The organism is Streptomyces sp. NPDC051636, assembly GCF_044453765.1.
GTDB lineage: Bacteria > Actinomycetota > Actinomycetes > Streptomycetales > Streptomycetaceae > Streptomyces.
Genome location: NZ_JBITDA010000009.1, coordinates 159,720 through 184,548 on the forward strand (window position 1 = coordinate 159,720; position 24,829 = coordinate 184,548).

A 24,829-nucleotide genomic window follows, 5' to 3' on the forward strand; every position below is an offset into this window, starting at 1 on the left:
CGCTGCCCCTCATGGGTGATCACACACGATCGCTTGCATCGATGTGTGTCAGTTTTAACAGCAGTCACTGACAAGTTAAGGCCATGCGGTGAAAGCTGATCACTTTCGGTCAGTGAGAGGCGTGATTAGCTCCGCCCCCCACTCGTTAGACCCCATGACACTCCCCATAAACCCGCCCCACCCCACACCAACACCCAGCCCCCCGCTGAGGCGGCCAAGCCACAGCCCGCCCCCGTGCCGCCAGCGTCGTCGCGTACTGCGGCAGCAAAGCAACGTCCCCCGGCGAAGCCCCCTCCGACGCGGCGAAGGCCTCATAGGAAGGCACCGTCCCCGTCACGATCCCCAGGTTCGGCGTGCCGGAGGACGCCAGCTCCCGCAGCGACGCCTCTATGGTCGAGAGGTGCTCCTCATGGGAGGGGTACTCGGCGGACAGGGACGGATACGCCGAGACCAGCTCCGCCAGCTCGCCGGCAGGCCAGTGCAGGACCGCGACCGGGAAGGGACGGGACAGGGCCTCCCGGTACGCGCCCAGTTCCGCCCGCAGCCGGAAGATCTCCGCCTCCAGTTCCGCCGGGTTGGAGGAGCCGAGGGACCAGACCCGCTTGGGGTCGTGGAGCTCGTCCAGGGAGACGGAGGAGGTGTGGAGGGTGTCGGCCACGATGTCCCAGTCGTCGTGGGGGAGACCGAGCATGCGCCGGACGCGGTGGCGGCCGTACAGCAGCGGATGTGTCGAGTACGGGGGCTCCGCGACATCCGTCAGCAGCAGGGTCACGCCCTCCGTGAACGTATCGTGCGCCGTCTCCAGCTCGTCGTGGGCCTCCAGGGACTCCGCGACGATCACCCAGGGCGCCGGATCCCGCGGAGCGGAGGCGCGGACTCCGTCGATGATCGCGCGGGCCTCGGCCTCGTGGTCGTACTCCCAGAGGTTCGAGGCCTTCAGGGCGCGTACCAGGTGGGGGTTCTCCAGCCCGTCCGACGAGGACAGCAGGCGGTCGTAGAGCGCGGTCGCGGCGGGGCGGTCGCCGGAGAGTTCCAGGTGGGCCGCGGCCTGGAGGAGGAGGGCCTCGGCGTCCTCGGGGTACAGGCCGGCGGTCCGCTCCAGGCGTGCCGCTTCGGCGGTGTGGTCGACGTTCTCGGCAGGCGTGTCGGGGCGCATGGGGGACACCGTACTGCCGACCAGTGACAAAGGAGAGGGAGGTCCTACGGTCTGCGGCGCTCTTCGCGGCCTGCCGGGGAATGCCACTGTCACCGGTCGGCGGGTGCCCCCGCCCGGGCTCGGCCGGCCGCGGGGCACCCGTGCCGCCGCGGCCAGCCGTCTTACGCCGTCACGCCGTCACGCCGTGACCCCGTCCACCTGCAAGGTTGCCAACACGAAGCATCAGGTGTGGTGTGCGGGAGTTTCGAGAGTGGAGACAGCCCTCTCCAAAACCGGTGGAGGAAGTGATCGCGGGGTGGCGAGTGGCAGGAATGTCTACGGCTCTGGTGACTTGCGGCCGGGCGCCTTATCGTGCGGGCGGTTCCGGTTCCGGCTGCGGCCCAGGCGGAGGAGGCGAACTGCGTATGCGGGTTCCCGTCGTTCGAGCCGTATCCCGCGTATCCCGCGTACCCGTCGTACCTGTCGTGGAGCACGGCACCCGGCGGCGGCGTGCCCGGCGCAGGCGCGCCCTGTGGACCGGGGGCGAGGTCCTGGTGACCGTCGGGGTCGTCCTCGCGCTGCTGGTCGTCCACCAGTTGTGGTGGACCAACCGGGAGGCTCGGCGGGGGGCCGAGCGGAAGGTGGAGGCGCTGGAGCGGGAGTGGGGGACGGGGAATGCCGGCTCCTCGGGCGGGCCTGGCAGTGGGCCTGACGGTGGATCTGCCGAGGAGTCCTCCGTTGCCGGTACGTCGTCCGCGTCGTCGTTCTCCCGGTCAGCCACGGGGGCCACCGGGCAGCAGCGGTCGTACGCCACCACCACAGGCACGGCGCGGCCCCGCCGCTCCCAGGCCTACGCCATCCTCACCATCCCGCGCCTCGGCCTGCGCGTCCCGGTCGCCGAGGGCGTGAGCAAGCCGAACGTCCTCAACCAGGGGTACGTCGGCCACTACGCCGGCACCCAACAGCCAGGGCTGACAGGTAACTTCGCGGTCGCCGGGCACCGGAACACGCACGGGGAGCCCTTCCGGTACCTGCCGCGACTGCGGGCCAGGGACACGGTGCGGGTCGAGACGCGGACGGCGACCTACACGTACGCCGTGGACAAGATCCTCCCGCGGACGTCGTCCCGGGACTCGGGGGTCGTCAAGGCCGTGCCGCGGTCCGTGGTCAGGCCCGCGTACGGGTACAGCGAGCCGGGCTACTACATCACCCTGATCACCTGCACCCCGGAGTACACCTCCCGGTACCGGATGGTCGTGTGGGGGAAGCTGGTGTCGATGCGGCCCCGGGCGTAGGGCGGCGACCGGGGCGGTGGTCTTTACCCGCCCTTGGGCTCGCCCATACCCCGCGCATAACCCCTCTCCCTAGTGTCGTGGGGTTGGCATGTGCACAGAGTGATGCACGGTCGGTACGGGAAAGAACGGCGAAGTACGGGGGCTGGTCGCATGTCCGACCTGAAGAAGGAAGCCGCGTCGATGCACAAGGCGGCGTCGGGGTTGCGGACGGTGGGGCATCACACGGCGAAGCCGCTGGCGGACTTCAAGGAGCAGCAGCACGACCTCAAGGCGTTGGGGGCGCTGGGTTCGCTGCTGGGCGCGAAGGACGAGATAGAGAAGGGCATGACCACTCTGTCCAAGCTGACCAGGCAGCTGGAGGAGGAGTGGGAGGCGGAGGCGAAGCTGATCGGTGAGGTGTCCGACGCCTTCGATCTGCTGGACGTGCTGCTGGCGGCCCAGGCCCGGGCGAAGAAGGGCTGAGGCGCCGGATCATGGTGGATCTCAACCCGCTGCACTACATCAACAAGGCCAACCACTGGTTCGGCGACAACCTCGCCAGTCGTCTGGAGTTCCTGGGGATCACGGTCCGGCGGTGGATCCGGACGGGGTCCGGGAGATCGCGAAGAAGTGGCGGCACCTGGCGAAGGGGCTGGAGGACGCCGCCGCCGCGCAGGACCGGGCGCTGTCGGGGGTGGTGTGGGAGGGGAAGGCGGCCAAGGCCTTCCACAAGCGGTCCAAGGCCGCCCGGAAGTCCGCGACCGACATGGCGCACGCCCTGCGCAAGGGTGCCAAGGCGCTGGACGATTTCGCGGACAAGGCGCACGAGATGCTCTGACCCCACGGCGGTCTGGCAACGATCACGAATGCGCTCGGCTATGTCACACGCATCCTCTGCGATGCCACCGGGCTTCCTCTGCAAGTCACCGACCCCATGGCCACGATTGCGCGCTACGAACGTGATGCCTTCGGGCGGGTGGTCGCCGCCACCGATGCGACGGGAGCGACCACGCGGTGGCATTGGACGGCGGAGGGCCGCCTCCTGCGGCGTACGGCACCGGACGGCACGGTCGAGACGTGGACATATGACGGTGAGGGCAACTGCCTCAGCCACCAGAACCCAGTGGGCGCTGTCACCTCGTTCGAGTACACGTACTTTGATCTCGTCGCCGCTCGCACGGGTCCTGACGGTGTGCGCCGGGAATTCGTGCACGACACCGAGTTGCGCCTCGTGCAGGTGCTGAATCCTGACGGTTCCGCGTGGAGTTACGAGTACGACGCCGTCGGCCGCTTGGTCGCCGAGGTGGATTTCGATGGCCGTGGGCGCAGGTACGCGTACGACGGCGCCGGGCGCCTCTCGAGTCGAACCAACGCGCTGGGGCAGACCGTGCACTATGAGCGCAACGCGCTCGGGCAGATGGTCCGCAAGGACGCGGCAGGTTTGATCACCACCTTCGCGTACGCACCTTCTGGTCGGCTTGTTGCCGCGCGGGGTCCCGACGCTTTCCTCTCGCTGGAACTCGACGAGCGCGGCCTGCGCCGGTCGGAGACGGTGAACGGGCGCACGCTCAGTTGCTCCTACGACGAACTGGGGCGCCGCACCAGTCGCCGCACACCAGGGGGTGCGACAAGCACGTGGCGATATGACGCGGCGGGCCGTGCGGTTGAACTGACGGCATCGGAGCACGCGGTCGTCTTCCATCGGGACGAGTCCGGTCGCGAAACCGGAGTTCGGTTCGGTGAGGCGGTCACCCTCGCCCACACCTTCGACGCAAGGGGGCGGCTCGCGACACAGAGTGTCCTGTCCGATATCGACGTGGTCCAGCGCCGTGCGTTCTCCTACCGTCCGGACGGGGCCCTGATCGGAGTGCACGATCAACTGAACGGCAGCGGGAGCTTCGAACTCGACGGTGCCGGCCGCGTCACCGCAGTCCGGGCTCAGGACTGGACGGAGACGTACGCATATGACGACGAGGGAAATCAAACCTTTGCGGACTGGCCCGACGTCTACGCCGGCCACGAGGCCACGGGGCAACGTACGTACGCAGGCACCCGCATTCTCCGTGCCGGAGGTGTGCGGTACGAACACGACGACGCCGGCCGCATCGTGTTGCGCCAAAAGGCAAGGTTGTCTCGCAAACCAGACACCTGGCGCTATGTCTGGGATGCCGAGGACCGGCTCGTCTCCCTCACGACGCCCGACGGCTCGCGATGGATTTACCGTTACGACCCTCTCGGGCGCCGGGTTGCCAAGCAGCGTGTGGCCGCGGACGGTGGCGACGTCCTGGAGGAAACGCTGTTCACCTGGGACGGCCACACTCTCTGCGAACAGACGACGGAGCAGAAGCCGAACTCCCGATCTGTCGTTCTCACGTGGGACCACCAGAGAGGCCGCCCGCTCGTGCAGAGGGAGCGCCTCGTCGATCGGGAGGCGTCGCCGAGTCTCGTCGATGAGCGGTTTTTCGCTATCGTCACCGACCTCGTTGGCACACCGACCGAGCTCATCGGAAGCCGGGGCGATATAGCCTGGCGGGCCAGAGCGACACTTTGGGGAACAACAACCTGGAACGCCAATGCGACGGCGTACACGCCGCTTCGATTCCCGGGCCAGTACTTCGATGCCGAGACAGGACTGCATTACAATTATTTCCGCACATACGACCCGGAAACAGCGCGCTACCTCGCCCCCGACCCCCTTGGGCTGGCCGCCGCCCCCAACCCGGTCACCTATGTGCACAACCCGCACACCTGGATCGACCCCCTGGGTCTGGCGCCCGAATGTGGGGAGCCTGCGGGGCGTACTTTCGAAGAGGCGAAGGTGCTGGCTTTGCGAGAGGCTGGAATTCCCGAAGGGGCTGAACCGCTCGAAGTTGACGAGTTCGTGTCGGCCAGGGGGCCGGAATGGCAGGGGTCCCCACAGTTGATGACCGATATCACCAACCCATCTTCTACACGGAAGAGGTCTACGAGCATCCCAACGGGGAGGACCTAGTAGTCTTCCAGGACCACTGGTTCGGGCATCAGAAACCGGGAGAACCCGGCTACCAACCCGCTCACGTGCATGTAAGGCCTTTCGAGGACACCCGCAACGGGCAGATCCCGGGCTGCGAGGAGCACTACTACTATGATCGCTGACGGACTTCTCGTAAATCCGCAGATACTTCACTCTCTCTACAGTGATGACCTACCCGAACTCAAAGGTGTGCATGTCAGGTCGGTCAACCTCAGCCCTCGCGGCCCCACCGTGACCTTGCGCATGGACCTGCCGACATTTCCGGGGGTGCCTCCGCAGGAGTGGCGCGACGAGGGGATGGACACCGTTCAATGTCAGCTCCAGTTCGTTGCGCTGGACAACCTCTCGCTCACGCTCTGGGATCCTCCGGCGGTCGCCGACATCGAGGCAGTTTCGTTGGGCAGCGACCGGCGTATGAGGGTGACTGCGAGCGGCAGCGGGTTGGCGTTGCGGTTCGACTGCGCCGATTCGGTGAGGGTCGGCCATGTGAGCGCCTTCAGGAAGGGCGCCAATGGATCGGACAGTGGGCGCCACCTCTTCTTGAGCAAGGTGGACGCGAGGCGGCACACCGTCCTTCCTGGCGCGGAGGAGAAGACGTTCTATGAGCGGTGAGTGGAAGCGGCTGTTTGCTTCATCGAGCTTTTTGGGAGCACTGTACGGCGATTCCCCGCCTTCACCCGATGAATGTAACCTTTTCTACGTTCACCTCGACGAGCGTGGACGTTCTGTGACGCTTGGTTTCGAAACGAGGAATCTGCCGGAAACTCGGCCTGAGGACTGGGTCGCCAAGGGATTCAATGCTCTTGAGTTCTATCTTGTTTTCACGGACGTGCAAGGGATCCAAGTCACTGGCTGGGGGGCTGCCCAGGCCAAGGAAAAAAGCCTGGTAAAGGGGGAGGGCACTTCGTTCGAGGTGGTCCTGGGTACCACCGCGTCCGGCATCACTTTCCGCTCTCCCGCGGCGGCCCTGACGAGAACACATGCCTATCTCGCCTCGGACAGCCCCTGACGATCTCTTGCTGGAGCCCTGATCGGATTCCTGTATGTCGACTCGAGGCGTGCGGGCGATGCGAGTTGCTGCGAGTCGGTACGGCGGGGGCGGAGCGTCCCGCGCTGCTGGACGCCGAGGGGACCTTGCGGGACCTGTCGGGGATCGTCCCGGACATCGACGGTGCGCTGCTCGCCGACGACGCGGCGCTCGGCCGGATCCGAGCCGCCGCCGACAGCGGGGAACTGCCCGTGCCGGACGCGACCGGTCTGCGGGTCGGGCCGCCGCTGGGGCGGATCGGCAAGATCGTGTGCATCGGGCTCAACTACCACGACCACGCCCGCGAGACGGGCGCCGAGCCACCCGTCGAGCCGGTCATCTTCTTCAAGGCGGCGGACACGGTGGTCGGGCCGTACGACACCGTGCTCGTCCCCCGCGGGTCCACCAAGACCGACTGGGAGGTGGAGCTGGCGGTCGTCATCGGGCGTACGGCCCGCTATCTGGGGCCGGCCGAGGAGGCGCTCGCGCATGTCGCCGGGTACGCGGTGGCGCACGACGTGTCCGAGCGGGAGTTCCAGATCGAGCGGGGCGGGACCTGGGACAAGGGCAAGAACTGCGAGACGTTCAACCCCCTGGGCCCGTGGCTGGTGACGGCGGACGAGGTGCCCGATCCGCAGGCGCTGGCGCTGAAGTTGTGGGTGAACGGGGAGCTCAAGCAGGACGGGACGACGGCCCAGCAGATATTCCCGGTCGCGGAAGTCGTGCGGTACGTCAGTCAGTTCATGACCCTGTACCCGGGGGACGTCATCAACACCGGTACGGCGGCCGGGGTCGCGCTGGGGCGGCCCGAGCCGAAGCCGTTCCTGCGGGCCGGGGATGTCGTCGAGCTGGAGATCGAGGGGCTGGGGCGGCAGCGGCAGGAGTTCAAGGACGCCTAGCCCCTCGGGACTCCGGTGCGTGTCAGGCCAGCAGCTCGGCCAGCCTCCGCCATGCCTCCCGCTGAAGGCCGTCCCTCGGGCCGTCCTCCACCACCTGGAGGGCCACATGGTCCACGCCCGCCTCGTGGAAGGCGTTGATCCGCTCCCGTACCCGGTCCTCGTCGCCCCAGGCGAACACCGCGTCGATCAGGCGGTCGCTGCCGCCGTCGGCCAGGTCGTCCTCGGTGAAGCCGAGGCGCAGGAAGCTGTTGGTGTAGTTCGGCAGGGAGAGGTACAGGGCGAGGGTCTCGCGGGCGAGGGAGCGGGCGCGGGCCGGGTCGGTCTCCAGGACGACCTTGAACTCCGGGGCCAGGAGCGGCGCTTCGCCGAGGATCTCGCGGGCCCGCGCGGTGTGTTCGGGGGTGACCAGGTACGGCACCGCGCCCGCCGCCCGGTCGCGGGACAGTTCGAGGGTCTTCGGGCCGAGGGCGGCCAGGACCCGGCGGCCGGCGGGCACCCCGGCCGCGTCCAGGGCGTCGAGGTAGGCGACGAGGGCCGAGTACGGGCGCCGGTACTGGTCCGCGAGCTTGGCGTGGCTGACGCCGAGGCCGAGGACGAAGCGGCCCGGGTGCGCCGCCTCCACCTCGGCGAAGCCCGCCGCGCTCGCCCCGGCCCCGTACTGCCAGATGCTCTGGATGCTGGTGCCGACGGCGAGCGTGTCGGTGGCCTCCAGCAGCGGCAGGGCGTGGTGGGCGGCGCTGCTGCCGCCCAGCCACACGGCGCCGTAGCCCAGCTCCTGCAGCTCCGCCGCGGCCTCGGCCGGCTCGCCGCGCCGGGAGGGGTCCTCCGAGCGCAGGCCGACGCTCCAGATGCCGTAGCGTCCGACGGTCTGCTTCAGCGCGTCACTCATCGGTTGCTGCTCCTCCGGTCGGGTGGTGCGCCGTGGTGGCCGTGCACCGGTGCCAACCGGAGGCGAGCTCCCGTTAGTCCCGGCTCAGGAACCGTTCCAGCGCCTCCACCACGAGCCGGTGGTCCTGCAGCTGGGGAAGCCCGGACACGGTGACCGCGCCGATCACGCCCACGCCCTCGACATGGATCGGGAACGAGCCGCCGTGGGCCGCGTAGGTGTCGGGGTCGAGGCGGGAGGACTCCTCGAACGTCGTGCCCTTGGCCCGGAAGCGGGCGCCGACCAGGTACGACGCCGCGCCGTAGCGCTCGGTCACGCGGCGCTTGCGGGTGATCCAGGCGTCGTTGTCGGGGGTGGAGCCGGGCAGGGCCGCGTGGAAGAGCTGCTGGCCGGCCCGGTGGATGTCGATGGCGACCGGGGCCTGGCGCTCCCTGGCCAGCTCCATCAGGAGGGAGCCCAGGGCCCAGGCGTCGTCGTAGGTGAACCGGCGGAAGACCAGGCGGCGTTCCTGGGCCTCCAGTTCCTCCACGGAGGGGGTCAGTTCCGGGGCGAACTTCGGGGTGATCCGCGGGTGGTTGGTCACAGCGCCACCGCCACACCGTCGCGGGCCGAGCGACGGGCCGCCTCCAGTACGCCGAGGGCGGCGGCCGCCTCCAGCGCGGTCACCGGGTTGGGGCCGGCGCCGGTCAGGGCCTTGGCCACGGCCGCGTAGTAGGCGGGGTAGTCGCCGGGCAGGGTCGGTACGGGGCGTCCGCCGCCGGTCAGCGGGGACTCCCCGGCGCCCAGGCGGCCCCACAGGGACTCGGGTTCCGCGCCCCACGCCGGGCCGGGCCGCAGGCCTTCCCGCAGGGCCGCCTCCTGGGGGTCGAGACCGTACTTCACATAGCCCGCGCGCGAGCCCAGCACCCGGAAGCGGGGGCCGAGCTGGGCCGCCGTGGCGGAGACGTAGAGGTGGGAACGGACGCCGCTCGCGTGCGTCAGCGCGATGAAGGTGTCGTCGTCGGTCTTCGCGCCGGGGCGGCGGATGTCCGCCTCGGCGTACACCTGGGTGGCCGGGCCGAAGAGGACCAGGGCCTGGTCGACGACGTGACTCCCGAGGTCGTACAGCAGACCTCCGATCTCTGCCGGGTCGCCGGACTCGCGCCAGCCGCCCTTGGGCTGCGGACGCCAGCGCTCGAAGCGGGACTCGAAGCGCCAGGCGTCGCCCAGCTCGCCCTCCGCGAGCAGCTTGCGCAGGGTCAGGAAGTCGTTGTCCCAGCGGCGGTTCTGGAAGACCGACAGCAGCAGGCCGCGCTCCTCGGCGAGGGCGGCGAGTTCGCGCGCCTCGGCGGCGGTGCCGGCGACCGGCTTGTCCACGACGACCGGCAGGCCCGCCTTGAGGGCGGCGGTGGCCAGCGGGACGTGCGTCCTGTTCGGGGAGGCGATGACGATCAGGTCCAGCTCGTCGGCGCGGCCGAACAGCTCGTCGGGGGCGGCGGCGATACGGACGTCCGGGAACGCGGCCCTCGCCTGCTCCTGCCGCTCGGGGTTCGAGGTGACCACCGTGTCGAGGGTGAGGCCCTCGGCGGCGGCGATCAGCGGGGCGTGGAAGACGGAGCCCGCGAGGCCGTAGCCGATGAGGCCGACGCGGCGGGGTGTGTCGGGGGTGCCAGTGCCAGTCATGGGATCCACTTTCGCAACGCTGTTGCCAAAGTGCAAGTGGTGGGGAGAATGGGGGAGTGGCGAGCGTGGAAGGTGGCAGCAGGGTGGCGGACATAAGGAGCGGCCGCGGCCGGGCGGGGGCGACCGGGACGACCGGGGTGAACCTGCTGGGGCTGCGCAGTCACAACACCGCGCTCGTCCTCGACCTGCTGCGCAGTGCCGGGACCGAGGGGATCAGCCGACTCGAACTGGCCGAGCGGACCGGGCTGACCCCGCAGGCCGTCAGCAAGATCACCGCGCGGTTGCGGGAGGAGGGCCTCGCGGTGGAGGCCGGGCGGCGGGCGTCCACCGGGGGGAAGCCGCGGACCGTACTGCGGCTGGTGCCGGGGGCCGGGCATGCCGTGGGGGTGCATCTCGACCGGGACGAGGTGCGGGTGGTGCTGTGCGATCTGACGGGGGCGGTGGTGGCCGGGCGGCGGGTTCCGCTCGACCTCCGGGCGGGGGACCCGGCGGAGGCGGCCGTCGAGGCCGTGGCCGGGCAGGTGGGGGAGGTGCTGTCCGCGTCGGGGGCGTCCGTGCTGGGGGCCGGGGTCGCGCTGCCCGGGCCGCTGGATCACGCGCGGGGTGTGTTGCGGCGGGTCACCGGGTTTCCCGAGTGGGACGGGTTTCCGCTGCGGGATGTGCTGGGCGGGCGGTTGGGGGTGCCCGTGGTGGTCGACAAGGACACGAATGCCGCCGCGCTGGGGCTGGCGGTGGGGGGTGGCGCCGCTGAGTCCGGCTCCTTCGCGTATCTGCATCTCGGTACGGGGCTGGGGGCCGGGCTGGTGATCGGGGGGAGGGTGCATCGTGGGACCCGGACCGGGGCGGGGGAGTTCGGGCATCAGGTGATCCAGCTGGACGGACCCGTGTGCGGGTGCGGCAACCGGGGGTGCATCGAGGTGCTGTGCCTCGGGGCCGTGGCGCGGGGGGAGATGGGGGAGGCGGCGCGGGTCCTCGGGGCGGGGGCGGCGAACCTTGTGGGGCTGCTCGACATCGATGCGGTGCTGTTGGGCGGGCGCACGGTCGAGGGGGCGCCGGAGGTTTTCGTGGGGGGTGTGGGGGCGGTGCTGGGGGAGCGGGCCCGGAGGGAAGGGGGGGTGGGAGTGCCTGTGCGGGTTGCCTTCGGCGATGGGGGGTGGGGGGTGGCTGTGGGGGCGGCGCAGTTGTTGCTGGGGCCGTTGTTCGGGCGGGTGGACGGGTGACGCGGGGTCGGGGACGGGGGTTGGTTGTCCGGCCCGGTGCCGGCGGGGTGCCCGGGGTCGGTGCCGGGGGCCCTCGCCCGCGCCGGCCGGGTGCCTCCCCCACGCTCGGCTTCGCTCGGGCGGGGGACACCATCGCCCACCCGTGCCGCCTGGGGCGACCGCCGCGTCCCCGCGGCGCGACTGCCCGCAGCCACGGCGGTTGCGGTGGCGGGGGGAGCCCCCAGGAGGGCGAGGCCTGGGCGAGGCCGATCGGGGGGAGTTTTGCTGCCGGGTGGGAGTGGCGCCGCAGGAGCCCGCCTCCGCCCGGCACGGTTATGTGTTCATGCGACTGTGCACGCCCCTGTCCCTCTGCCTCGCCGCAGCCGCCGTCGTTCTCGGCCCCACGGGGCCGGCGCACGGAGGGGAGGCCACCCCCGACTGTGCCGGGTCCGACGGGCGGGCCTTTCCGATCAGTACGCGCATTCACGGTGGGCCCACGTCGTACGAGGCCGGCGGGGGGTTCGGCACCTGGTACGTCGACCTCACCAACACCACCGACCGGGCCTGCACCGCCGTACACCCGGTCGTCGTGCTGGTCGACGACAAGCGGGCGCTGAAGCCGGAGCAGGCGCAGATGGAGTTCTACGTCGGCGCGCGTGCCCACCCGGTCCACTTCGAGAGCACCGACGAGGACGAGTTGGTGGGGGCCTTCGACGACGGGTTTCCGGGGTTCGCCGTGGCGCCGAAGAAGACCGTCTCCGTGAAGGTCAGGCTCACCGTCACCTCCGACGCCGTACCGAACCAGGTCACCGCCAGGGCCGCGGTCGTGGAGCGCCAGGGGGACGACGGCGAGTGGGTGGGGGATTCCGGCGACTACCGGTTCGGGATCGACACCGAGCCCGCCCCGGAGCCCAGCCCCGACAGCACCGGCAGTACCGGCGCCACAGCCCCCGCCCCGACGCCCGGCCCCGCCATCTCCGCTTCTGCCTCCCTCTCCCCTTCCGCCACCGCGTCCCCCGGCGGCCTCCCCTTCGCCGACGAACTCGCCGGCACCGGCCTCGGCACCGCCCGCGGCGTGCTCGCGGCCGCTCTGCTGCTCGCCGCGGGCGGCGCGCTGCTGGTCGGGCGGCGGAGGCGCTGAGGCCGGGCCGAGCACACAGTGAACAGGCCGTTCCCGCAAGATCGGACCTGTGTCTAGGCTGGGGCTCCCGCGGCACCTGTACGGCAGGAGACGGCACATGTCAGAACGCAAGCCCATCGAGTCGTGGCTCACCGACATGGACGGTGTGCTCATCCACGAGGGTGTGCCCATCCCCGGCGCCGACGCCTTCCTGAAGAAGCTGCGCGACTCCGGGAAGCCCTTCCTGGTCCTGACCAACAACTCGATGTACACCCCGCGCGACCTGCACGCGCGGCTCGCCCGCATGGGCCTGCACGTGCCGATCGAGAACATCTGGACCTCGGCCCTGGCCACCGCCAAGTTCCTGGACGACCAGCGTCCCGGCGGGTCGGCGTACGTGATCGGCGAGGCGGGGCTGACCACCGCGCTGCACGACATCGGCTACATCCTCACCGACCACGACCCCGACTACGTGGTCCTCGGCGAGACCCGCACCTACTCCTTCGAGGCCATGACCAAGGCCGTCCGCCTGATCAACGGCGGCGCCCGCTTCATCGGCACCAACCCGGACGAGACCGGCCCCTCCGCCGAGGGCCCGCTGCCCGCGACCGGCGCCGTCGCCGCGCTGATCACCAAGGCCACCGGCAAGAACCCGTACTTCGCGGGCAAGCCGAACCCGCTGATGATGCGCACCGGGCTGAACACCCTCGGCGCCCACTCCGAGACCAGCGCGATGATCGGCGACCGCATGGACACCGACGTACTGGCCGGTATGGAGGCCGGAATGCAGACGTTCCTGGTGCTCACCGGCCTGACCCGGCCCGAGCAGATCGAGGACTTCCCGTACCGGCCGTCCAAGGTGGTCGACTCCATCGCGGACCTCGTCGACCGGGTCTGAGACCGGCAGGAGGCCGAAGGTGACCCGTACGGAGTAATTGAGCGCCTCCCGAGGATGCGGAGGCGCTCCCGACGGGGGAGCCTCCAGATATCCCTGGAGGTTCACGATGGGCTCAGTACGCCTCACTCTCTGCACAGGACTCCTGGCCGCCGTCGCGTTCGCCCCGGCGGCACACGCGACGACGTCGGACGCCGGAGTCACCGTGACCCCGTCGTCCCCCGCCCCCGGCACCGACGTGACCCTGCGGGTGAGCGGCTGCTCCGGGCCGACCGGCACCGCCGTCTCGGTGGCGTTCGTCGCGGATGCCCGGCTGACCGGCACCGACGGCACGCTCACCGGTGAGACCCGGATCCGCACCTCCCTGCAGACCGGCTCGTACGACGTGCAGGTGACCTGCGCCGGCGACATGGTCAACGGCAGGATCACCGTCGCGGAGAAGGCGTCGTCCCGGGCCCACCCGACCCAGTCGTCCCACGGGCAGCCCGCCGCCCCCGCCTCGCCCGTCGCCCCCGTCCACGCTGGCGGCGGCGGCACCGCGGACCTCGCCTCGGTGGACGCCCGCGCGGCCGCGCCCGGCACCGCCCAGGCGGTGACCGGTCTGGTCCTCGCCGGTGGTGCCGCGTTCGCCGTCGGGCTGCTCGGTGCCCGCCGGAGCCGCGGCACGCGGTGAGGTGGCCGGTCATGTCCGATCATGAGCGTTCCTCCGGTACGGGGCGGCTGCTGGCCGGTGTGGCCTGGGCGCTGCTGCTTCTCGGGCTGTGGCTGTGGGGCCGCGAGGTGACCGACGTACCGGCCGGGATATCCGGGCCCACCACCGGCGACGTGGCCGCGGTGGGCCGGCCCGCCGGGTCCGGGCTGCCGCCCGCCGCCCGACCGCTGGGCGAGGCGGTGCCGCAGCGCATCGACATCCCCGACCTCGGGGTGCAGGCGCCGGTGGTGGCCCGCGGCCTGGACGGTCAGGGCGCGATCGATCCGCCGCCCTTCGACCAGCCCGGGGTGGTGGGCTGGTACGCGGCCGGGGTGAAGCCGGGGGCGGCGGGGACCGCGCTGATGGTGGGGCATGTGGACACCGAGAGCAGGCCCGCCGTCTTCTACCGGATCAGCGCGCTGCGGCCCGGCGAGACGGTCCGCGTGATCCGCAGCGACGGCCGGGTCGCCGAGTTCACCGTGGACGACGTCCGGGTCCTGTCCCGCGACCGCTTCGACGCCCAACAGGCCTACGGTCCGCGCGAGTCGGGCCGCGCCGAACTGCGGCTGATCACCTGCGGTGGCACTTTTGACCGGGCCAGCCGCAGCTACACGGCGAACGTGGTGGTGTCGGCGTACCTGACCGGGACCGGGCTGTAGGGACCCGCCTGGGACCGTGGGCGAGCCACCTGGCCCGGTCGGTGACCCGCTCCTGGAGCGGAGGCGCGCGGTTGGCCCGGAGGGAGGGAGCGGACGGGTGCGCCGCACGGGTGGGCCCGAGAGCGCGCGGGCACGGGCTTGCCCCGCAGCCCGTCCAGTGCGCGCCCTCCGCCTCACCGTCCGCCGCGGCGTCGAGGCATCCGTCACGCGCGCACCCACCCAGGCGCACCGGGCTGTAACAGCTCCCCGACAAGGCTCGGGCGACCTCGTGACCGGCACGACAGGTATGTCACGATTGGCACCTGAATCCGTGCACCCAAGGGGGAGTTGGATGTACGACAGCTGGGGGGCCCTGTCTTCGGTACGGGCCGGGGCGTCCGCGGTGGTGCTGTCAGCGGCGCTGCTGGTCGCCGGGTGTTCGTCCGGGGGAGGGGACAAGGCGGATGATCCGGGCTCCAGGATCACGCAACAGCCCAAGGGCGCCGACCCGTTCTGGGTGAACCCGGACGGGAACGCGGCCCGGCAGGCCGCCGCCTACGAGAAGGACGGCAGGAAGTCCGACGCCGAACAGATCAGGAAGATGGCCGAGCAGCCGACCGGCGAGTGGATCGGCCCGGAGAACCCGGAGCGGGAGGCCCGCGGCTTCACGGAGGCCGCCGAGAAGTCCGACCGCACGGCCCTGCTCGTCCTCTACGACATCCCGCACCGCGACTGCGGCCAGTATTCGCAAGGCGGCGCCGCCGACGGCAACGCCTACCGCGCCTGGATCGACGGCGTGGCGAAGGGCATCGGCGACCGCGCCGCGACGGTGATCCTCGAACCCGACGCCGTCCTGCACCTGGTGGACGGCTGCACCCCGGACCGGTTCCACGAGGAGCGCTACTTCCTCCTCAGGAGCGCCGTCACCACTCTCAAGTCCCTGGAGAACACGAAGGTGTACCTCGACGCCGGCAACGCCGGCTGGGGCCACCCCGACCAGATATTCCAGTCCCTCCGGCAGGCGGGAATCGACCAGGCCGACGGCTTCGCCGTCAACGTCGCCAACTTCTACTCCACCCAGGACTCCATCGCCTACGGCAAGCAGCTCTCCGCCAAGGTGGGCGGCAAGCACTTCGTCATCGACACCAGCCGCAACGGCAACGGCCCGTACACGGGCGGCAGTCCGGACGAACGGTGGTGCAACCCGCCGGGCCGGGCGCTGGGCGAGACCCCGACGACCAAGACGGCGGACCCGCTGGTGGACGCGTACTTGTGGGTCAAGCGCCCAGGAGAGTCCGACGGTCAGTGCAAGGGCGGCCCGAAGGCCGGTGAGTGGTGGGCGAGTTACGCGCTGAAGCTGGCGAAAGCCAGCAAGTGGTCCGCCTGACGTGACCGGGGGTGCCCGCCGAGCCGGAGGGCACCCCCGAGTGCACTGCCGCTACGGCACCCTGACCCACCGCGCCTTGCTCGGCGTCCCCTGGTCGTCGTCCACGAACAGCATGTACCACCCCGACTGCACCAGGTTCCGGTTCTTCGGCACCGTCACGGTGATCTTGTTGCCGGACGTCTTGAAGTCCAGCGCGACGGACCGCTGGTCGACGTCCGTCACGTGCGTGGAAGCGCTCGGCCGGATCAGCCGCACCTTCTTGATCGTCGCCGCGTGCCGTGAGGTGAACGTCCCCGAAGCGCCGCGGGCGATCGTCCGCGGCCCGCCGGACAGCGAGGGCCGCGCGTCCCGGTACAGGTACGGCGGGGTGTAGATCTCGATCCGCTGCTCGAACCTGCCCGGTTTGGTGTTGGCCTTGTCCCCGTACAGCGAGTCGGAGCCGAAGAACATCACGCGGCCGTCGGGCAGCAGGACCGACCCGGAGTGGTAGTTGCGCCCCACCAGCGGGTCGGCGACCCGGGTGAAGCTGTTGCTGTCCGGGTGGTAGAGCCGGGCCTGGTGGATGTTGGAGTCGCTGCGGCCCCGGTAGTCCTGAGAGCCGCCCGAGACCAGCACCGTGTCGTCGGGCAGGATCGCGGACTGCGGATAGCGCGTGCCCTTCTCCAGCGACGGCCCGTCCACGAACCTCGGGTCGGCGGCCCTGAGGTCGATCAGCCGTGTCCTCTTGCTGGACAGCTTCGACTCGCCGACCCCGCCGCCGCCGATCACCAGGTACCTCTCGTCCTGCGCCGGCGGCAGCAGCACGGTCCCGGAGGTCTCCATCATGCTGGGGTCGCTCAGCCCGGGCAGCTTGGTGAACCTGTTGGTGTCCACGTCCCAGATGCCCGGGTCCCGGCCCACGTCGTCCGGCCCGTAGCCCGCGTTGGACCCCGAGTAGAAGATCTTCCCGTTCTCTGTCAGGAACAGCGCCGGGTAGGTCGGGAACTGCCGGATCTTCTTCGTGTACGTCCATGTCCTGGTCTTGGGGTCGAAGACCTCGTTCTTCCCCGGGACCAGCTGGCCGATGTCGTCGAGGCCGGAGACGCTGAGGATCTTCCCGTCGCTCAGGGTGGTGAGCGTCGGGTACCAGCGGGCCTCGTTCATCGGGTCGACCTTGATGTACTTCTCGGCGACCGGGTCGAACTCGTACGCGTCCCGTATCCCCTGGAAGTCCTTCTTGTCGAGGGCGAGCTTCTGCGCGATGCCGTAGGTGTTGCGCGCGTCCAGGCCGGTCAGACCCCGGATGCGGTAGTTGTCCTGGGTACCCGTCTCGTACTTGGTGCCGCTCTTCTGCGCCTCGACGTAGATCCGGCCGAGGCCGGGGTCGTTGCGCAGGAACTTGCCGGTCTTCTTGTCGAAGACCTTCTTGGCGCGGGGTACGAGCACGGGGTCCTTGGAGACGAACGTCCTGCCGTTGCCCCTGCCGGTGAACCTCGTGCCCGCGGGCAGCGTGATCGGCTTGTCCGGGTTCTCGTTGTGGACGATCATCAGGCCGCCGGCCTTGGTGACGTCACCCTTGAGCTTCTCGTACCGCTTCGTCCCGCCCGCGATCAGCAGGTTGCCGTCGGCCAGCTGGGTGTGGCCGGTGCAGAACAGGTCTTTGGGCGTGGGGACCTTCTTGACCGTGCCCTTGACCGGGTCCCAGATCCGGGTGTCGAACTTCTTGGCGTCGAAGTTGTCCTGGTTGTTGCCAGAGCCGGCGACCAGCAGCACCTTGCCGGTGTGCAGGAGGGCCGCGTGGATGGTGTCCTGGCGGTACTCCTCGGGGAACTCGATGATGTCCCAGTGGCCGTTCGCGGCCTTGTACCCGGGTCTGTTGATCTTGTACTGGTGGTATTGCACGGTTCCGAAGCGGTACAGCCACGGTCCGTTCATCCCGGCGAGCGCGAGTACCACCGCCGTGCCGATCGCGAGTCGGCGGGCGCGGCGGCGGCCGGCACTGTCGTTCATTCCTTGCGTCCCCCCGGTCCGCCGAGCGCGATCTGCATGGTCTGCTCGTGCGGCGGGTACGCCGCGGCCGGCGCGTATCCCGCGGGCACCGCGTCCTGCGGTTCCGTGACCGCCGCCGCAGCCGCTCGCTTCCTCTCCCGCCGCAGCGTGTACCGCCACGCGAAGATCGGTGAGGCGGTGATCAGCAGGGCGAAGGCCGCCCAGGTGATCATCGCGGGGTGGGAGTGCCCGAAGGCGAAGCCGGCGGCGAGCGAACCGGCGAAGACCAGGATGAAGAACCAGTGGATCCGGAAGGTCCCGAACAGCGTGTCGGGGCTGGCCGACTCGCCCTTGGGCGTGACCACGAACCTGCTCCTGCGGCGCAGTACGGCGTCCATCAGCGAGCGGGCGTAGATGGGCGCCGACAGCGCGGACATCACCATGCCCGCGACACCGCCGGACCCCTCCGGCTCGTGCGGGGAGACGTTGTGCCGCCGGTTCCAGATGTACAGGCCGATCTGCAGCGCGGAGGCGTTGCCGTACAGCATCAGCCACACGGTCGGGTCGATGTTCACACCCGAGGCGCCCAGGCCCAGGAACAGGGCGCAACTCAGCGCCGCCAGGATCCAGTTGAGGGCGGACATCGGGTAGAAGACGATCATCATCGTGTAGTTGAAGAGCTTGCCGGGCGGCAGCGAGAAGAAGCCCTTCCAGTACTGCTTGAGGATCGTCTCGTACGTGCCCCGCGACCAGCGCAGCTGCTGGGTGAAGAAGTCCGTCCAGGCGTTCGGTCCCTCGCCGACCGCGAGCACGTCCGGCGTGTACACCGACTTCCACTTGCGGCCCGTGGCCGGGTTCTCGGCGCGGTGCATCTCGAAACCGGTCGCCATGTCCTCGGTGATCGAGTCGTACAGGCCACCGATCTGCTGGAGCGCCTTGATCCGTACGGCGTTCGACGTACCGACGAACATCGGGCCGCCGTACCGGTTGCCCGCCCGCTGGATCAGCGCGTGGAACAGGAACTGCTGCGACTCGGCCGCCTTGGTGACGAAGGTGTCGTAGTTGCCGTACACCTGCGGGCCGATGACGAAGCCGACGTCCGGGTCGCGGAAGTAACCCAGCATCCTCTCCAGGTAGTTGGGCAGCGGCACGTGGTCGGTGTCGACGGAGGCGAAGAAGTCGTAGGCGTCGCCGTGCGCCTCCAGCCAGGCGTTGTAGTTGCCGTGCTTGGTCCTGGCGCGGTGCGGGCCCTTGGCCTGGTTCCACTTCTCGACGCCCTTGCGGGAGAAGTGGTGCACGCCCAGGCGCGCACAGACAGCCTTCACCTCCGGGTCGTCGCCCTCGTCGAGCAGCCACACGTGCAGCACGCCCCGGTGGCGCAGCCGTACGGCCGCCTCCAGGGTCTTCGTCACCATCTCCAGTGGTTCCTTGCCGGGCACGAAGGTGGTGACGAAGGCGACCCGGGTGCCGGTCTCGGGCACCACCGGGACGGGGTCGCGGGCGACCAGCGTGGCGTGCGCGTTGGACACTACGTTCATGCAGCGGAAGAACTCGATCAGTCCGATCGAGACCAGCATCACGACATCCAGCGCCGGCAGGAAGTCGTGGGCCGGATGGTCGCGCTCGGTCCAGTGCTCCGGCTGGAGCAGCCAGGCCAGCAGGACCAGGGAGAGCAGCGGGGCCGCGCCCAGCATGAGGGCGGCCCGGACGCGGTGCGGCTCCTGCGAGAGCAGTGAGCGGTAGCGCACCTTGTACGGCTTGTCCGGGTCGGGCTGCGTGAGAGGGCCCGCGAGCCGGCTGTAGTGCTCGTAGTCGTATCTCGGCAGGGTCTTCTTGATCCTGTGGAACGCCCCCGCGGTGCCGGTCCGATGCGAGGGCATTCGTAGTGGTGTTGTTTGTGATTGATCGTGTGCAGTGTGTGACGAATCGTTGCTATGCCGGGCGCCCGTCGGCGTCGACGTCATGAGCCATCCCCCCACGCGCAGGTCAGCGCGTGTATGTATGTCGCGTCAATAGCGGGTCGCAGGCCGTTCGCAGCCTGTGGACACGGACCTGACATTCCGGTTGCGGATGCCCCCCTCGGCATCCGTTCGTGAACGGGACCCCTCATCCCGTAACCCCCGCAACCGTTTGCTTTTCCCCCCAACTGCCGTGAAACAGCGGCATGTTGAGCAACCAGGGTTCTACGGCGTTCCGCATGATCGCAAGTCGCGAAACGCGGTGTTTACCGGTCAAATACGGCTGTGGGGGACAGCCGGGCACGGATGTTGCAGAAATGGTCTCTTATGGCCTTCTCCGCTCGCATGGAGTCACCCGAGCGGACCGCGTCCAGGATCTCCCGGTGCTGCCGGCAGGTGACCCGCGGATCCTGCGGCACCTCCACGAGGTCCCGCTGGACGCGGTGGAAGGCGTCCCAGAACGCCTCGAGCACCTCGCTCAGCAGCGTGTTGTCCAGCCCGCGGTAGAGGGTGGCGTGAAACGCGCGGTCGGTCTCGGCGAGACCGGCGCCCTGCCCGGCCTGCTGCTCCATACGGTCGACGAGCCGGTCCAGTTCGAGCAGGTCGGCCTCCGGCAGCCGCCCCGCCAGCCGGGAGACCAGGCCGGTCTCCACCGCCTCGCGCAGTTCGAGCAGCTGGAGCAGGGAGTCCTCGCCCCGGTAGTGCCCGGCGACCGTGCGGAAGGCGAGGCCCTCGATCATGGGGGCGAAGGACATGGGGCCGACGTAGGTGCCGAAGCCGTGCCGGATCTCGACGATGCCCATCGCCTGGAGCGCCTTCAGTGCCTCGCGCACCGAGTTCCGGCCGGCGCCGAGGAACTCCATCAGCTCGGACTCGGTCGGCAGCGGGGCCCCCGAGGCCAGCCGGCGGTCGACGATGAGCTTCTTGATCCGCTCCTGGAGGTCACGGGCTGCCATGGCCAGAGGGTATCCGGCCAAACGGCGAACAGGCCCCTCGTTCGTACGAGAGGCCTGCTGCCTTGCGTGCGCCGCCAGGGACTCGAACCCCGGACCCGCTGATTAAGAGTCAGCTGCTCTAACCAACTGAGCTAGCGGCGCCTGCTGACGTCGTTAACTCTACCCGACCCCATCGGGTGCTCCGGACCACCCGGGAGCCGGGGCTGCCCGGCCGGGGGGCAGTGCCGCGTACATCATTCGGACCGTCAGCATGCGCGTCGCGAAGACAGTTGGGAAACTGATCAACGTGCACAGACGCGGACATTTCACAACCCTCCCTGACCTGGAATGTGAGGCAGATCGCATGGTGGCTCCGGTATTCGAGGACGTCGATCCCGCGAGCGACTGCGACTGCCCCGGATGCGTCCACTGGCGGCGCGTGAGCCCGTCCTCCCTGCCCGGCCTATTCGGCGGTCACCCGGCCGCCCGGCGGGCCCTCGTGGTGGCCGCCGCCGCGTCCGCCGCCGTCGGCGCGGGCCACCCGGCCGCCGCCCTCGGCGCGGCGCACGCCCCGCACCGCCCCGGCGTGCCCCACGTCCCCGCGGACGGCGAGGAGCCGGACACCCCCCAGGGCGGCAAGGCCCCGCTGCACGGCCCCGGCGGCAGGCCGGCCAGGCCGGCCGACCCCGCCCATCCCCCCGCCACCACCCGTACGGAGATCATCAACCGGGCCAAGACCTGGGTCGCCGCGCAGGTGCCGTACAGCATGGACGACTACTGGTCCGACGGGTACCGGCAGGACTGCTCGGGCTACGTCTCGATGGCCTGGGGACTGGGCAGCAACGAATGGACCGGCAGCCTCGGCCAGTACGGCGTGAAGATCGCCAAGGGCGAGCTGGAACCCGGCGACATCCTGCTCTTCCACAACCCCGACAACCCGGAGAAGGGCTCGCACGTGGTCCTCTTCGGCGGCTGGACCGACCACACGCACACCTACTACACCGCCTACGAACAGACGCCCCCGCGCACCCGCCGCCAGGCCACCCCGTACGCCTACTGGACCAACTCCGGCAAGTACGTCCCGTACCGCTACAAGGGGGTGACCCCCGACAAGGCGGCAGCCGAGCCGGGCGACGCGAAGCCCGCGTCCGCCACGACCGCGCCGGCCCCGTTCCCGGGAGCGGTGTACTTCGGCCCCGGCGCCGACAACAAGCACGTCACCCGGCTCGGCCGCATGCTGACCGCCCGGGGCGCCGCGGCGTACTACCCCGAGGGCCCCGGCCCGCGCTGGTCCGAGGCGGACCGGCGGGCGACCCGGGCCTTCCAACTGGCCCAGGGCTGGACCGGCGCGGACGCGGACGGGCTGCCCGGGCCGCGCACCTGGGAGCTGCTGGCGGGCGGCAAGGGCAGGGACATCGCCCCCGGGGCGGCCGGCGCGCCCGCCTCGCACGGCGTCGCCGGTTATCCCGGCCGGAACCTGTTCCGCCCGGGCGCGGACAACCCGTACGTCACGCAGTTGGGGCGGCAGCTGGTGACGAAAGGGTTCGGCAGGTACTACCCCGACGGGCCGGGCTCGCGCTGGAGCGAGGCGGACCGGCGGGCCGTCGAGGCCTTCCAGCGCAGCCAGGGCTGGCGGGGCGGCGCGGCGGACGGCTACCCGGGACCGGAGACCTGGCGGCGGCTGTTCTCGTAACCGCCCCCTGGTGAAGACCATCCATTCGTGAAGCGTCTGGCGCGGAGGCTGGAGCACACATGAGCACGACCACTGAGCACACGTCCGATTCCGAGGGGCCCGCCGGACAGCCGCCCAGGCCGGCCCGGCTGATCCAGAACGAGGCCACCACCGAGATCCCCGTCCACCTGTTGTTCCGCGACGACCCCGACCCGGCGCCGGTGCCGCTGCGGCCCGCCGTGGTGGGCCGCCGGCAGGGCACGGGCGAGCAGCCGCGGCTGCGCGGGCCCGGGTCGGCCGGGGTGCGGCAGCAGCCGCACGTCGACCCCGAACTCGTCGAGCGGCCGGCCCGGGTGCTGCCCGGGGCGGCGGGCGTGCTCGCCGGGGCCGGCGGGATCGCCGGCTGTCTGGCCACCTCGTGGTGGGCGGGAGTCCTGCCGCCGCTCGCGTCGCACGCGCTGCACCTGCCGGCGTACGCGGGTGCCGGAGTGGGCCCGGCCCAGTGGGCGGCGTACGCCGGGGCCGGGGCGCTCGGACTGCTGGGCCTCGGCGGCCTGACCCGGGGCCGCACCGGACGGGCGTGGGTGCTCGGGCTGTTCGGCCGCTACGGAGGAACGGTTCGCCGCACCGGTCTGCTGTGGGTCAACCCGCTGACGCGGCGGCACCGGGTCGACGTACGGCTGCGGCACTGGCGCAGCGAGACGATGCCGGCCGCCGACGGCAACGGGGTGGCACTGCGGGTGGTGGTCCTCGTGGTGTGGCGGGTGCGGGACACGGCGCGGGCCTCGCTCGGCGTGGACGATCACGAGCGGTATCTGCGGGAGTGCGTCGAGGTCGCCCTGGCCCGGGTGCCGGTGGAGACGCCGGACGGCGCACGGGCGTTCGTGGCGGCGACGGGCGAGGCGCTGACCCGGCTGGTGGCGGCGGACGCGGCAGCCGTCGGCCTGGAGGTGTTCTCCGTGCAGCCGGTCCGGGTCGAGTACGCCCCCGAGGTCGCCGCCGTCATGCAGCGCCGCCGGATCGCCGTGCTGGACGCCCAGCAGCGGTCCCGCATGCTCACCTCGGTGGTCGACTCGGTCGAGGACACGGTGACCCGGCTGACCATGCGGGGGCTGGTCGACCTCGACGACTACGAGCGCAAGTCGCTGGTGCGGGAGCTGACGGTGGCGTTCGCCGTGGGGCGCGAACACGCGCCGTGATTGGTATGGACATGCTCAACTAACGGCAATAACCTGAGACTTGGTCTAGACCTGCACAGCTCACTGAACCTCCCCCACGTTCTCCAGGAGCGGCAGTATGCGCACACAGACCAAGGTGTCCGCAGTCGTGCTGGGCCTCGCCACCGCCGGAGCCTTCGTGCTCTCCACCGGCGGGGCGAGCGGTCACGGCTACACCGACCTCCCCATCAGCAGGCAGAAGCTCTGCCAGAACGGCACGGTGACCGGCTGCGGCGACATCCAGTGGGAGCCGCAGAGCGTCGAGGGCCCCAAGGGCTTCCCCGCGGGCGGTCCGGCGGACGGCCAGCTCTGCAACGGCGGCGTCAGCCGGTTCGCCCAGCTCAGCTCGCCGAGGGCACCCTCCGGCGCGGCCTGGCCGGCGACGAGGGTGACCGGCGGTCAGAGCTACACCTTCCGCTGGCAGTTCACCGCCATGCACGCCACGACCGACTTCAAGTACTACGTCACCAGGCAGGGCTGGAACCAGGACCACGCCCTGTCCCGCTCGGACCTCAACACGACCCCGTTCCTGACGGTGCCGTACAACGGTCAGCGCCCGCCGTCGACACTCAGCCACAGCGGCACCCTGCCGTCCGGGCTGAGCGGCCACCACGTCATCCTCGCCGTGTGGACGATCGCCGACACGGGCAACGCGTTCTACGCCTGCTCCGACGTCACCTTCTGAGCGGCGCCCGGGTTCAGAGCTTCCCTTGAGGCGCGTGCGCCGGCCGGCGCGGTAGGTTCCGGCCACGCCGATCACACGGGCCGGCGTACGCACCTCGGGGGTAGCGCGATGGAAGCGATGTTCTACGGGATTCCCGGCCTCATCATGGGCCTGGCCCTCTTCGTGGCGTACCGGGTCGTGCGCCGGTCGCTGCAGCTCAGGAGCGCCTGGAACAGCGGCCTCACGGCCGAGGCGCGGTGTCTGCGGACGTTCACGACGACGCACGGCGGCGGGAACGACACATCGGTGCGGACCACGCTGCACCACGTCTACGAGTTCACGACGCGTGACGGCCGGTCCGTACGGTTCGAGGAGGAGAACGGTCCGGCGACGATCGTCGAGGGCGACATCGTGACCGTGTACTACACGCAGGGCCGGGAGGTCGCCGCCACCGCCCGCAGGCCGAGCCCGGTCAGGAACGCGGCCGGTGCGCTGGCCATGGTGGCCTTTCTCGGCGTGATCGTGGTGTTCTGCGTCGGCTTCATGGTGTCGTACCACAGCATGAGCCTCCACATCTGACGGTACGTCA

The 24,829-nt window shown here is 70.4% G+C and carries 25 protein-coding genes and 1 tRNA gene; 18 read left to right on the top strand and 8 right to left on the bottom strand.

The window, feature by feature from the left end:
- Nucleotides 1–145: 145 nt before the first annotated feature.
- Nucleotides 146–1,156 (bottom strand): hypothetical protein, encoded by a 1,011-nt coding sequence (locus ACIBBH_RS18635; RefSeq protein WP_399405799.1) that lies wholly within the window; start codon nt 1,154–1,156, stop codon nt 146–148.
- A gap of 404 nt (nt 1,157–1,560) precedes the next feature.
- On the opposite strand from ACIBBH_RS18635, the gene ACIBBH_RS18640 reads away from it, so the two are divergent.
- From ACIBBH_RS18640 to ACIBBH_RS18675, 8 genes are all read left to right on the top strand, one after another.
- Nucleotides 1,561–2,430 carry a class E sortase gene (locus ACIBBH_RS18640; protein WP_399405800.1) on the top strand — a complete coding sequence of 290 codons (870 nt, stop codon included), beginning with the start codon at nt 1,561–1,563 and terminating at the stop codon, nt 2,428–2,430.
- Between the two features lie 150 nt (nt 2,431–2,580).
- Nucleotides 2,581–2,892, top strand: coding sequence for a hypothetical protein (locus tag ACIBBH_RS18645; RefSeq protein WP_399405802.1), 312 nt, complete (start codon nt 2,581–2,583; stop codon nt 2,890–2,892).
- A gap of 112 nt (nt 2,893–3,004) precedes the next feature.
- Nucleotides 3,005–3,247 (top strand): WXG100 family type VII secretion target, encoded by a 243-nt coding sequence (locus ACIBBH_RS18650; RefSeq protein WP_399405804.1) that lies wholly within the window; start codon nt 3,005–3,007, stop codon nt 3,245–3,247.
- Between the two features lie 51 nt (nt 3,248–3,298).
- Nucleotides 3,299–5,401 (top strand): RHS repeat-associated core domain-containing protein, encoded by a 2,103-nt coding sequence (locus tag ACIBBH_RS18655; RefSeq protein ID WP_399405962.1) that lies wholly within the window; start codon nt 3,299–3,301, stop codon nt 5,399–5,401.
- On the top strand, nt 5,311–5,544 hold the full coding sequence (locus ACIBBH_RS18660) for an HNH/endonuclease VII fold putative polymorphic toxin (RefSeq protein WP_399405806.1): 234 nt from the start codon (nt 5,311–5,313) through the stop codon (nt 5,542–5,544). The genes ACIBBH_RS18655 and ACIBBH_RS18660 overlap by 91 nt, the downstream gene beginning before the upstream one ends.
- Nucleotides 5,534–6,034 (top strand): Imm50 family immunity protein, encoded by a 501-nt coding sequence (locus ACIBBH_RS18665; RefSeq protein ID WP_399405808.1) that lies wholly within the window; start codon nt 5,534–5,536, stop codon nt 6,032–6,034. Before ACIBBH_RS18660 ends, ACIBBH_RS18665 begins: the two co-directional genes overlap by 11 nt.
- Nucleotides 6,024–6,431, top strand: coding sequence for an Imm50 family immunity protein (locus tag ACIBBH_RS18670; protein WP_399405810.1), 408 nt, complete (start codon nt 6,024–6,026; stop codon nt 6,429–6,431). Before ACIBBH_RS18665 ends, ACIBBH_RS18670 begins: the two co-directional genes overlap by 11 nt.
- Nucleotides 6,432–6,496: 65 nt before the next feature.
- The gene (locus ACIBBH_RS18675) at nt 6,497–7,348 is read left to right on the top strand and encodes a fumarylacetoacetate hydrolase family protein (RefSeq protein ID WP_399405812.1); all 852 of its coding nucleotides are present in this window, start codon (nt 6,497–6,499) and stop codon (nt 7,346–7,348) included.
- Nucleotides 7,349–7,370: 22 nt separating this feature from the next.
- Here the strand turns inward: ACIBBH_RS18675 and ACIBBH_RS18680 are convergent, their stop codons facing one another.
- From ACIBBH_RS18680 to ACIBBH_RS18690, 3 genes are all read right to left on the bottom strand, one after another.
- A complete protein-coding gene (locus tag ACIBBH_RS18680) occupies nt 7,371–8,237 on the bottom strand; it encodes an LLM class F420-dependent oxidoreductase (RefSeq protein WP_399405814.1) in 867 nt (288 codons plus the stop codon).
- A gap of 73 nt (nt 8,238–8,310) precedes the next feature.
- Nucleotides 8,311–8,817, bottom strand: coding sequence for a heme-degrading domain-containing protein (locus tag ACIBBH_RS18685; RefSeq protein WP_399405816.1), 507 nt, complete (start codon nt 8,815–8,817; stop codon nt 8,311–8,313).
- Nucleotides 8,814–9,896 carry a Gfo/Idh/MocA family oxidoreductase gene (locus ACIBBH_RS18690; protein WP_399405818.1) on the bottom strand — a complete coding sequence of 361 codons (1,083 nt, stop codon included), beginning with the start codon at nt 9,894–9,896 and terminating at the stop codon, nt 8,814–8,816. Before ACIBBH_RS18690 ends, ACIBBH_RS18685 begins: the two co-directional genes overlap by 4 nt.
- 83 nt (nt 9,897–9,979) lie before the next feature.
- Here ACIBBH_RS18690 and ACIBBH_RS18695 point away from each other — a divergent pair, with 83 nt between their 5' ends.
- The 6 genes from ACIBBH_RS18695 (at nt 9,980) to ACIBBH_RS18720 (ending at nt 15,826) form a co-directional block, all read left to right on the top strand.
- Complete coding sequence (locus ACIBBH_RS18695) at nt 9,980–11,116, top strand: ROK family protein (protein WP_399405820.1); 1,137 nt, start codon at nt 9,980–9,982, stop codon at nt 11,114–11,116.
- A 322-nt stretch (nt 11,117–11,438) separates the two neighbouring features.
- Complete coding sequence (locus tag ACIBBH_RS18700) at nt 11,439–12,236, top strand: hypothetical protein (protein WP_399405964.1); 798 nt, start codon at nt 11,439–11,441, stop codon at nt 12,234–12,236.
- A gap of 97 nt (nt 12,237–12,333) precedes the next feature.
- On the top strand, nt 12,334–13,113 hold the full coding sequence (locus ACIBBH_RS18705; protein WP_399405822.1) for an HAD-IIA family hydrolase: 780 nt from the start codon (nt 12,334–12,336) through the stop codon (nt 13,111–13,113).
- A gap of 106 nt (nt 13,114–13,219) precedes the next feature.
- Nucleotides 13,220–13,783: a hypothetical protein gene (locus ACIBBH_RS18710; RefSeq protein WP_399405824.1), complete on the top strand. Its 564-nt coding sequence runs from the start codon at nt 13,220–13,222 to the stop codon at nt 13,781–13,783.
- Nucleotides 13,784–13,794: 11 nt separating this feature from the next.
- Entirely contained in the window at nt 13,795–14,460 is a 666-nt protein-coding gene (locus ACIBBH_RS18715; RefSeq protein WP_399405826.1) for a class F sortase, read from the top strand.
- Between the two features lie 331 nt (nt 14,461–14,791).
- Nucleotides 14,792–15,826 carry a glycoside hydrolase family 6 protein gene (locus ACIBBH_RS18720; RefSeq protein ID WP_399405828.1) on the top strand — a complete coding sequence of 345 codons (1,035 nt, stop codon included), beginning with the start codon at nt 14,792–14,794 and terminating at the stop codon, nt 15,824–15,826.
- 51 nt (nt 15,827–15,877) lie between these two features.
- Here ACIBBH_RS18720 and ACIBBH_RS18725 read toward each other — a convergent pair whose 3' ends face one another.
- The 4 genes from ACIBBH_RS18725 to ACIBBH_RS18740 all read right to left on the bottom strand — a co-directional run bounded on the left by ACIBBH_RS18725 (nt 15,878) and on the right by ACIBBH_RS18740 (nt 20,849).
- On the bottom strand, nt 15,878–17,815 hold the full coding sequence (locus ACIBBH_RS18725; RefSeq protein ID WP_399405830.1) for a galactose oxidase-like domain-containing protein: 1,938 nt from the start codon (nt 17,813–17,815) through the stop codon (nt 15,878–15,880).
- A complete protein-coding gene (locus ACIBBH_RS18730) occupies nt 17,812–19,758 on the bottom strand; it encodes a glycosyltransferase family 2 protein (protein WP_399405832.1) in 1,947 nt (648 codons plus the stop codon). Before ACIBBH_RS18730 ends, ACIBBH_RS18725 begins: the two co-directional genes overlap by 4 nt.
- A 260-nt stretch (nt 19,759–20,018) precedes the next feature.
- Nucleotides 20,019–20,708 carry a FadR/GntR family transcriptional regulator gene (locus tag ACIBBH_RS18735; protein WP_399405834.1) on the bottom strand — a complete coding sequence of 230 codons (690 nt, stop codon included), beginning with the start codon at nt 20,706–20,708 and terminating at the stop codon, nt 20,019–20,021.
- A 67-nt stretch (nt 20,709–20,775) separates the two neighbouring features.
- Nucleotides 20,776–20,849: transfer RNA gene (locus ACIBBH_RS18740), tRNA-Lys, on the bottom strand.
- Nucleotides 20,850–21,051: 202 nt separating this feature from the next.
- On the opposite strand from ACIBBH_RS18740, the gene ACIBBH_RS18745 reads away from it, so the two are divergent.
- The 4 genes from ACIBBH_RS18745 (at nt 21,052) to ACIBBH_RS18760 (ending at nt 24,819) form a co-directional block, all read left to right on the top strand.
- Nucleotides 21,052–22,380, top strand: coding sequence for a peptidoglycan-binding protein (locus ACIBBH_RS18745; protein ID WP_399405836.1), 1,329 nt, complete (start codon nt 21,052–21,054; stop codon nt 22,378–22,380).
- A 59-nt stretch (nt 22,381–22,439) separates the two neighbouring features.
- Complete coding sequence (locus tag ACIBBH_RS18750) at nt 22,440–23,558, top strand: SPFH domain-containing protein (RefSeq protein WP_399405838.1); 1,119 nt, start codon at nt 22,440–22,442, stop codon at nt 23,556–23,558.
- 97 nt (nt 23,559–23,655) lie between these two features.
- The gene (locus ACIBBH_RS18755) at nt 23,656–24,261 is read left to right on the top strand and encodes a lytic polysaccharide monooxygenase (RefSeq protein ID WP_399405840.1); all 606 of its coding nucleotides are present in this window, start codon (nt 23,656–23,658) and stop codon (nt 24,259–24,261) included.
- Nucleotides 24,262–24,369: 108 nt separating this feature from the next.
- Nucleotides 24,370–24,819: a hypothetical protein gene (locus tag ACIBBH_RS18760; RefSeq protein ID WP_399405842.1), complete on the top strand. Its 450-nt coding sequence runs from the start codon at nt 24,370–24,372 to the stop codon at nt 24,817–24,819.
- Nucleotides 24,820–24,829: the final 10 nt, after the last annotated feature.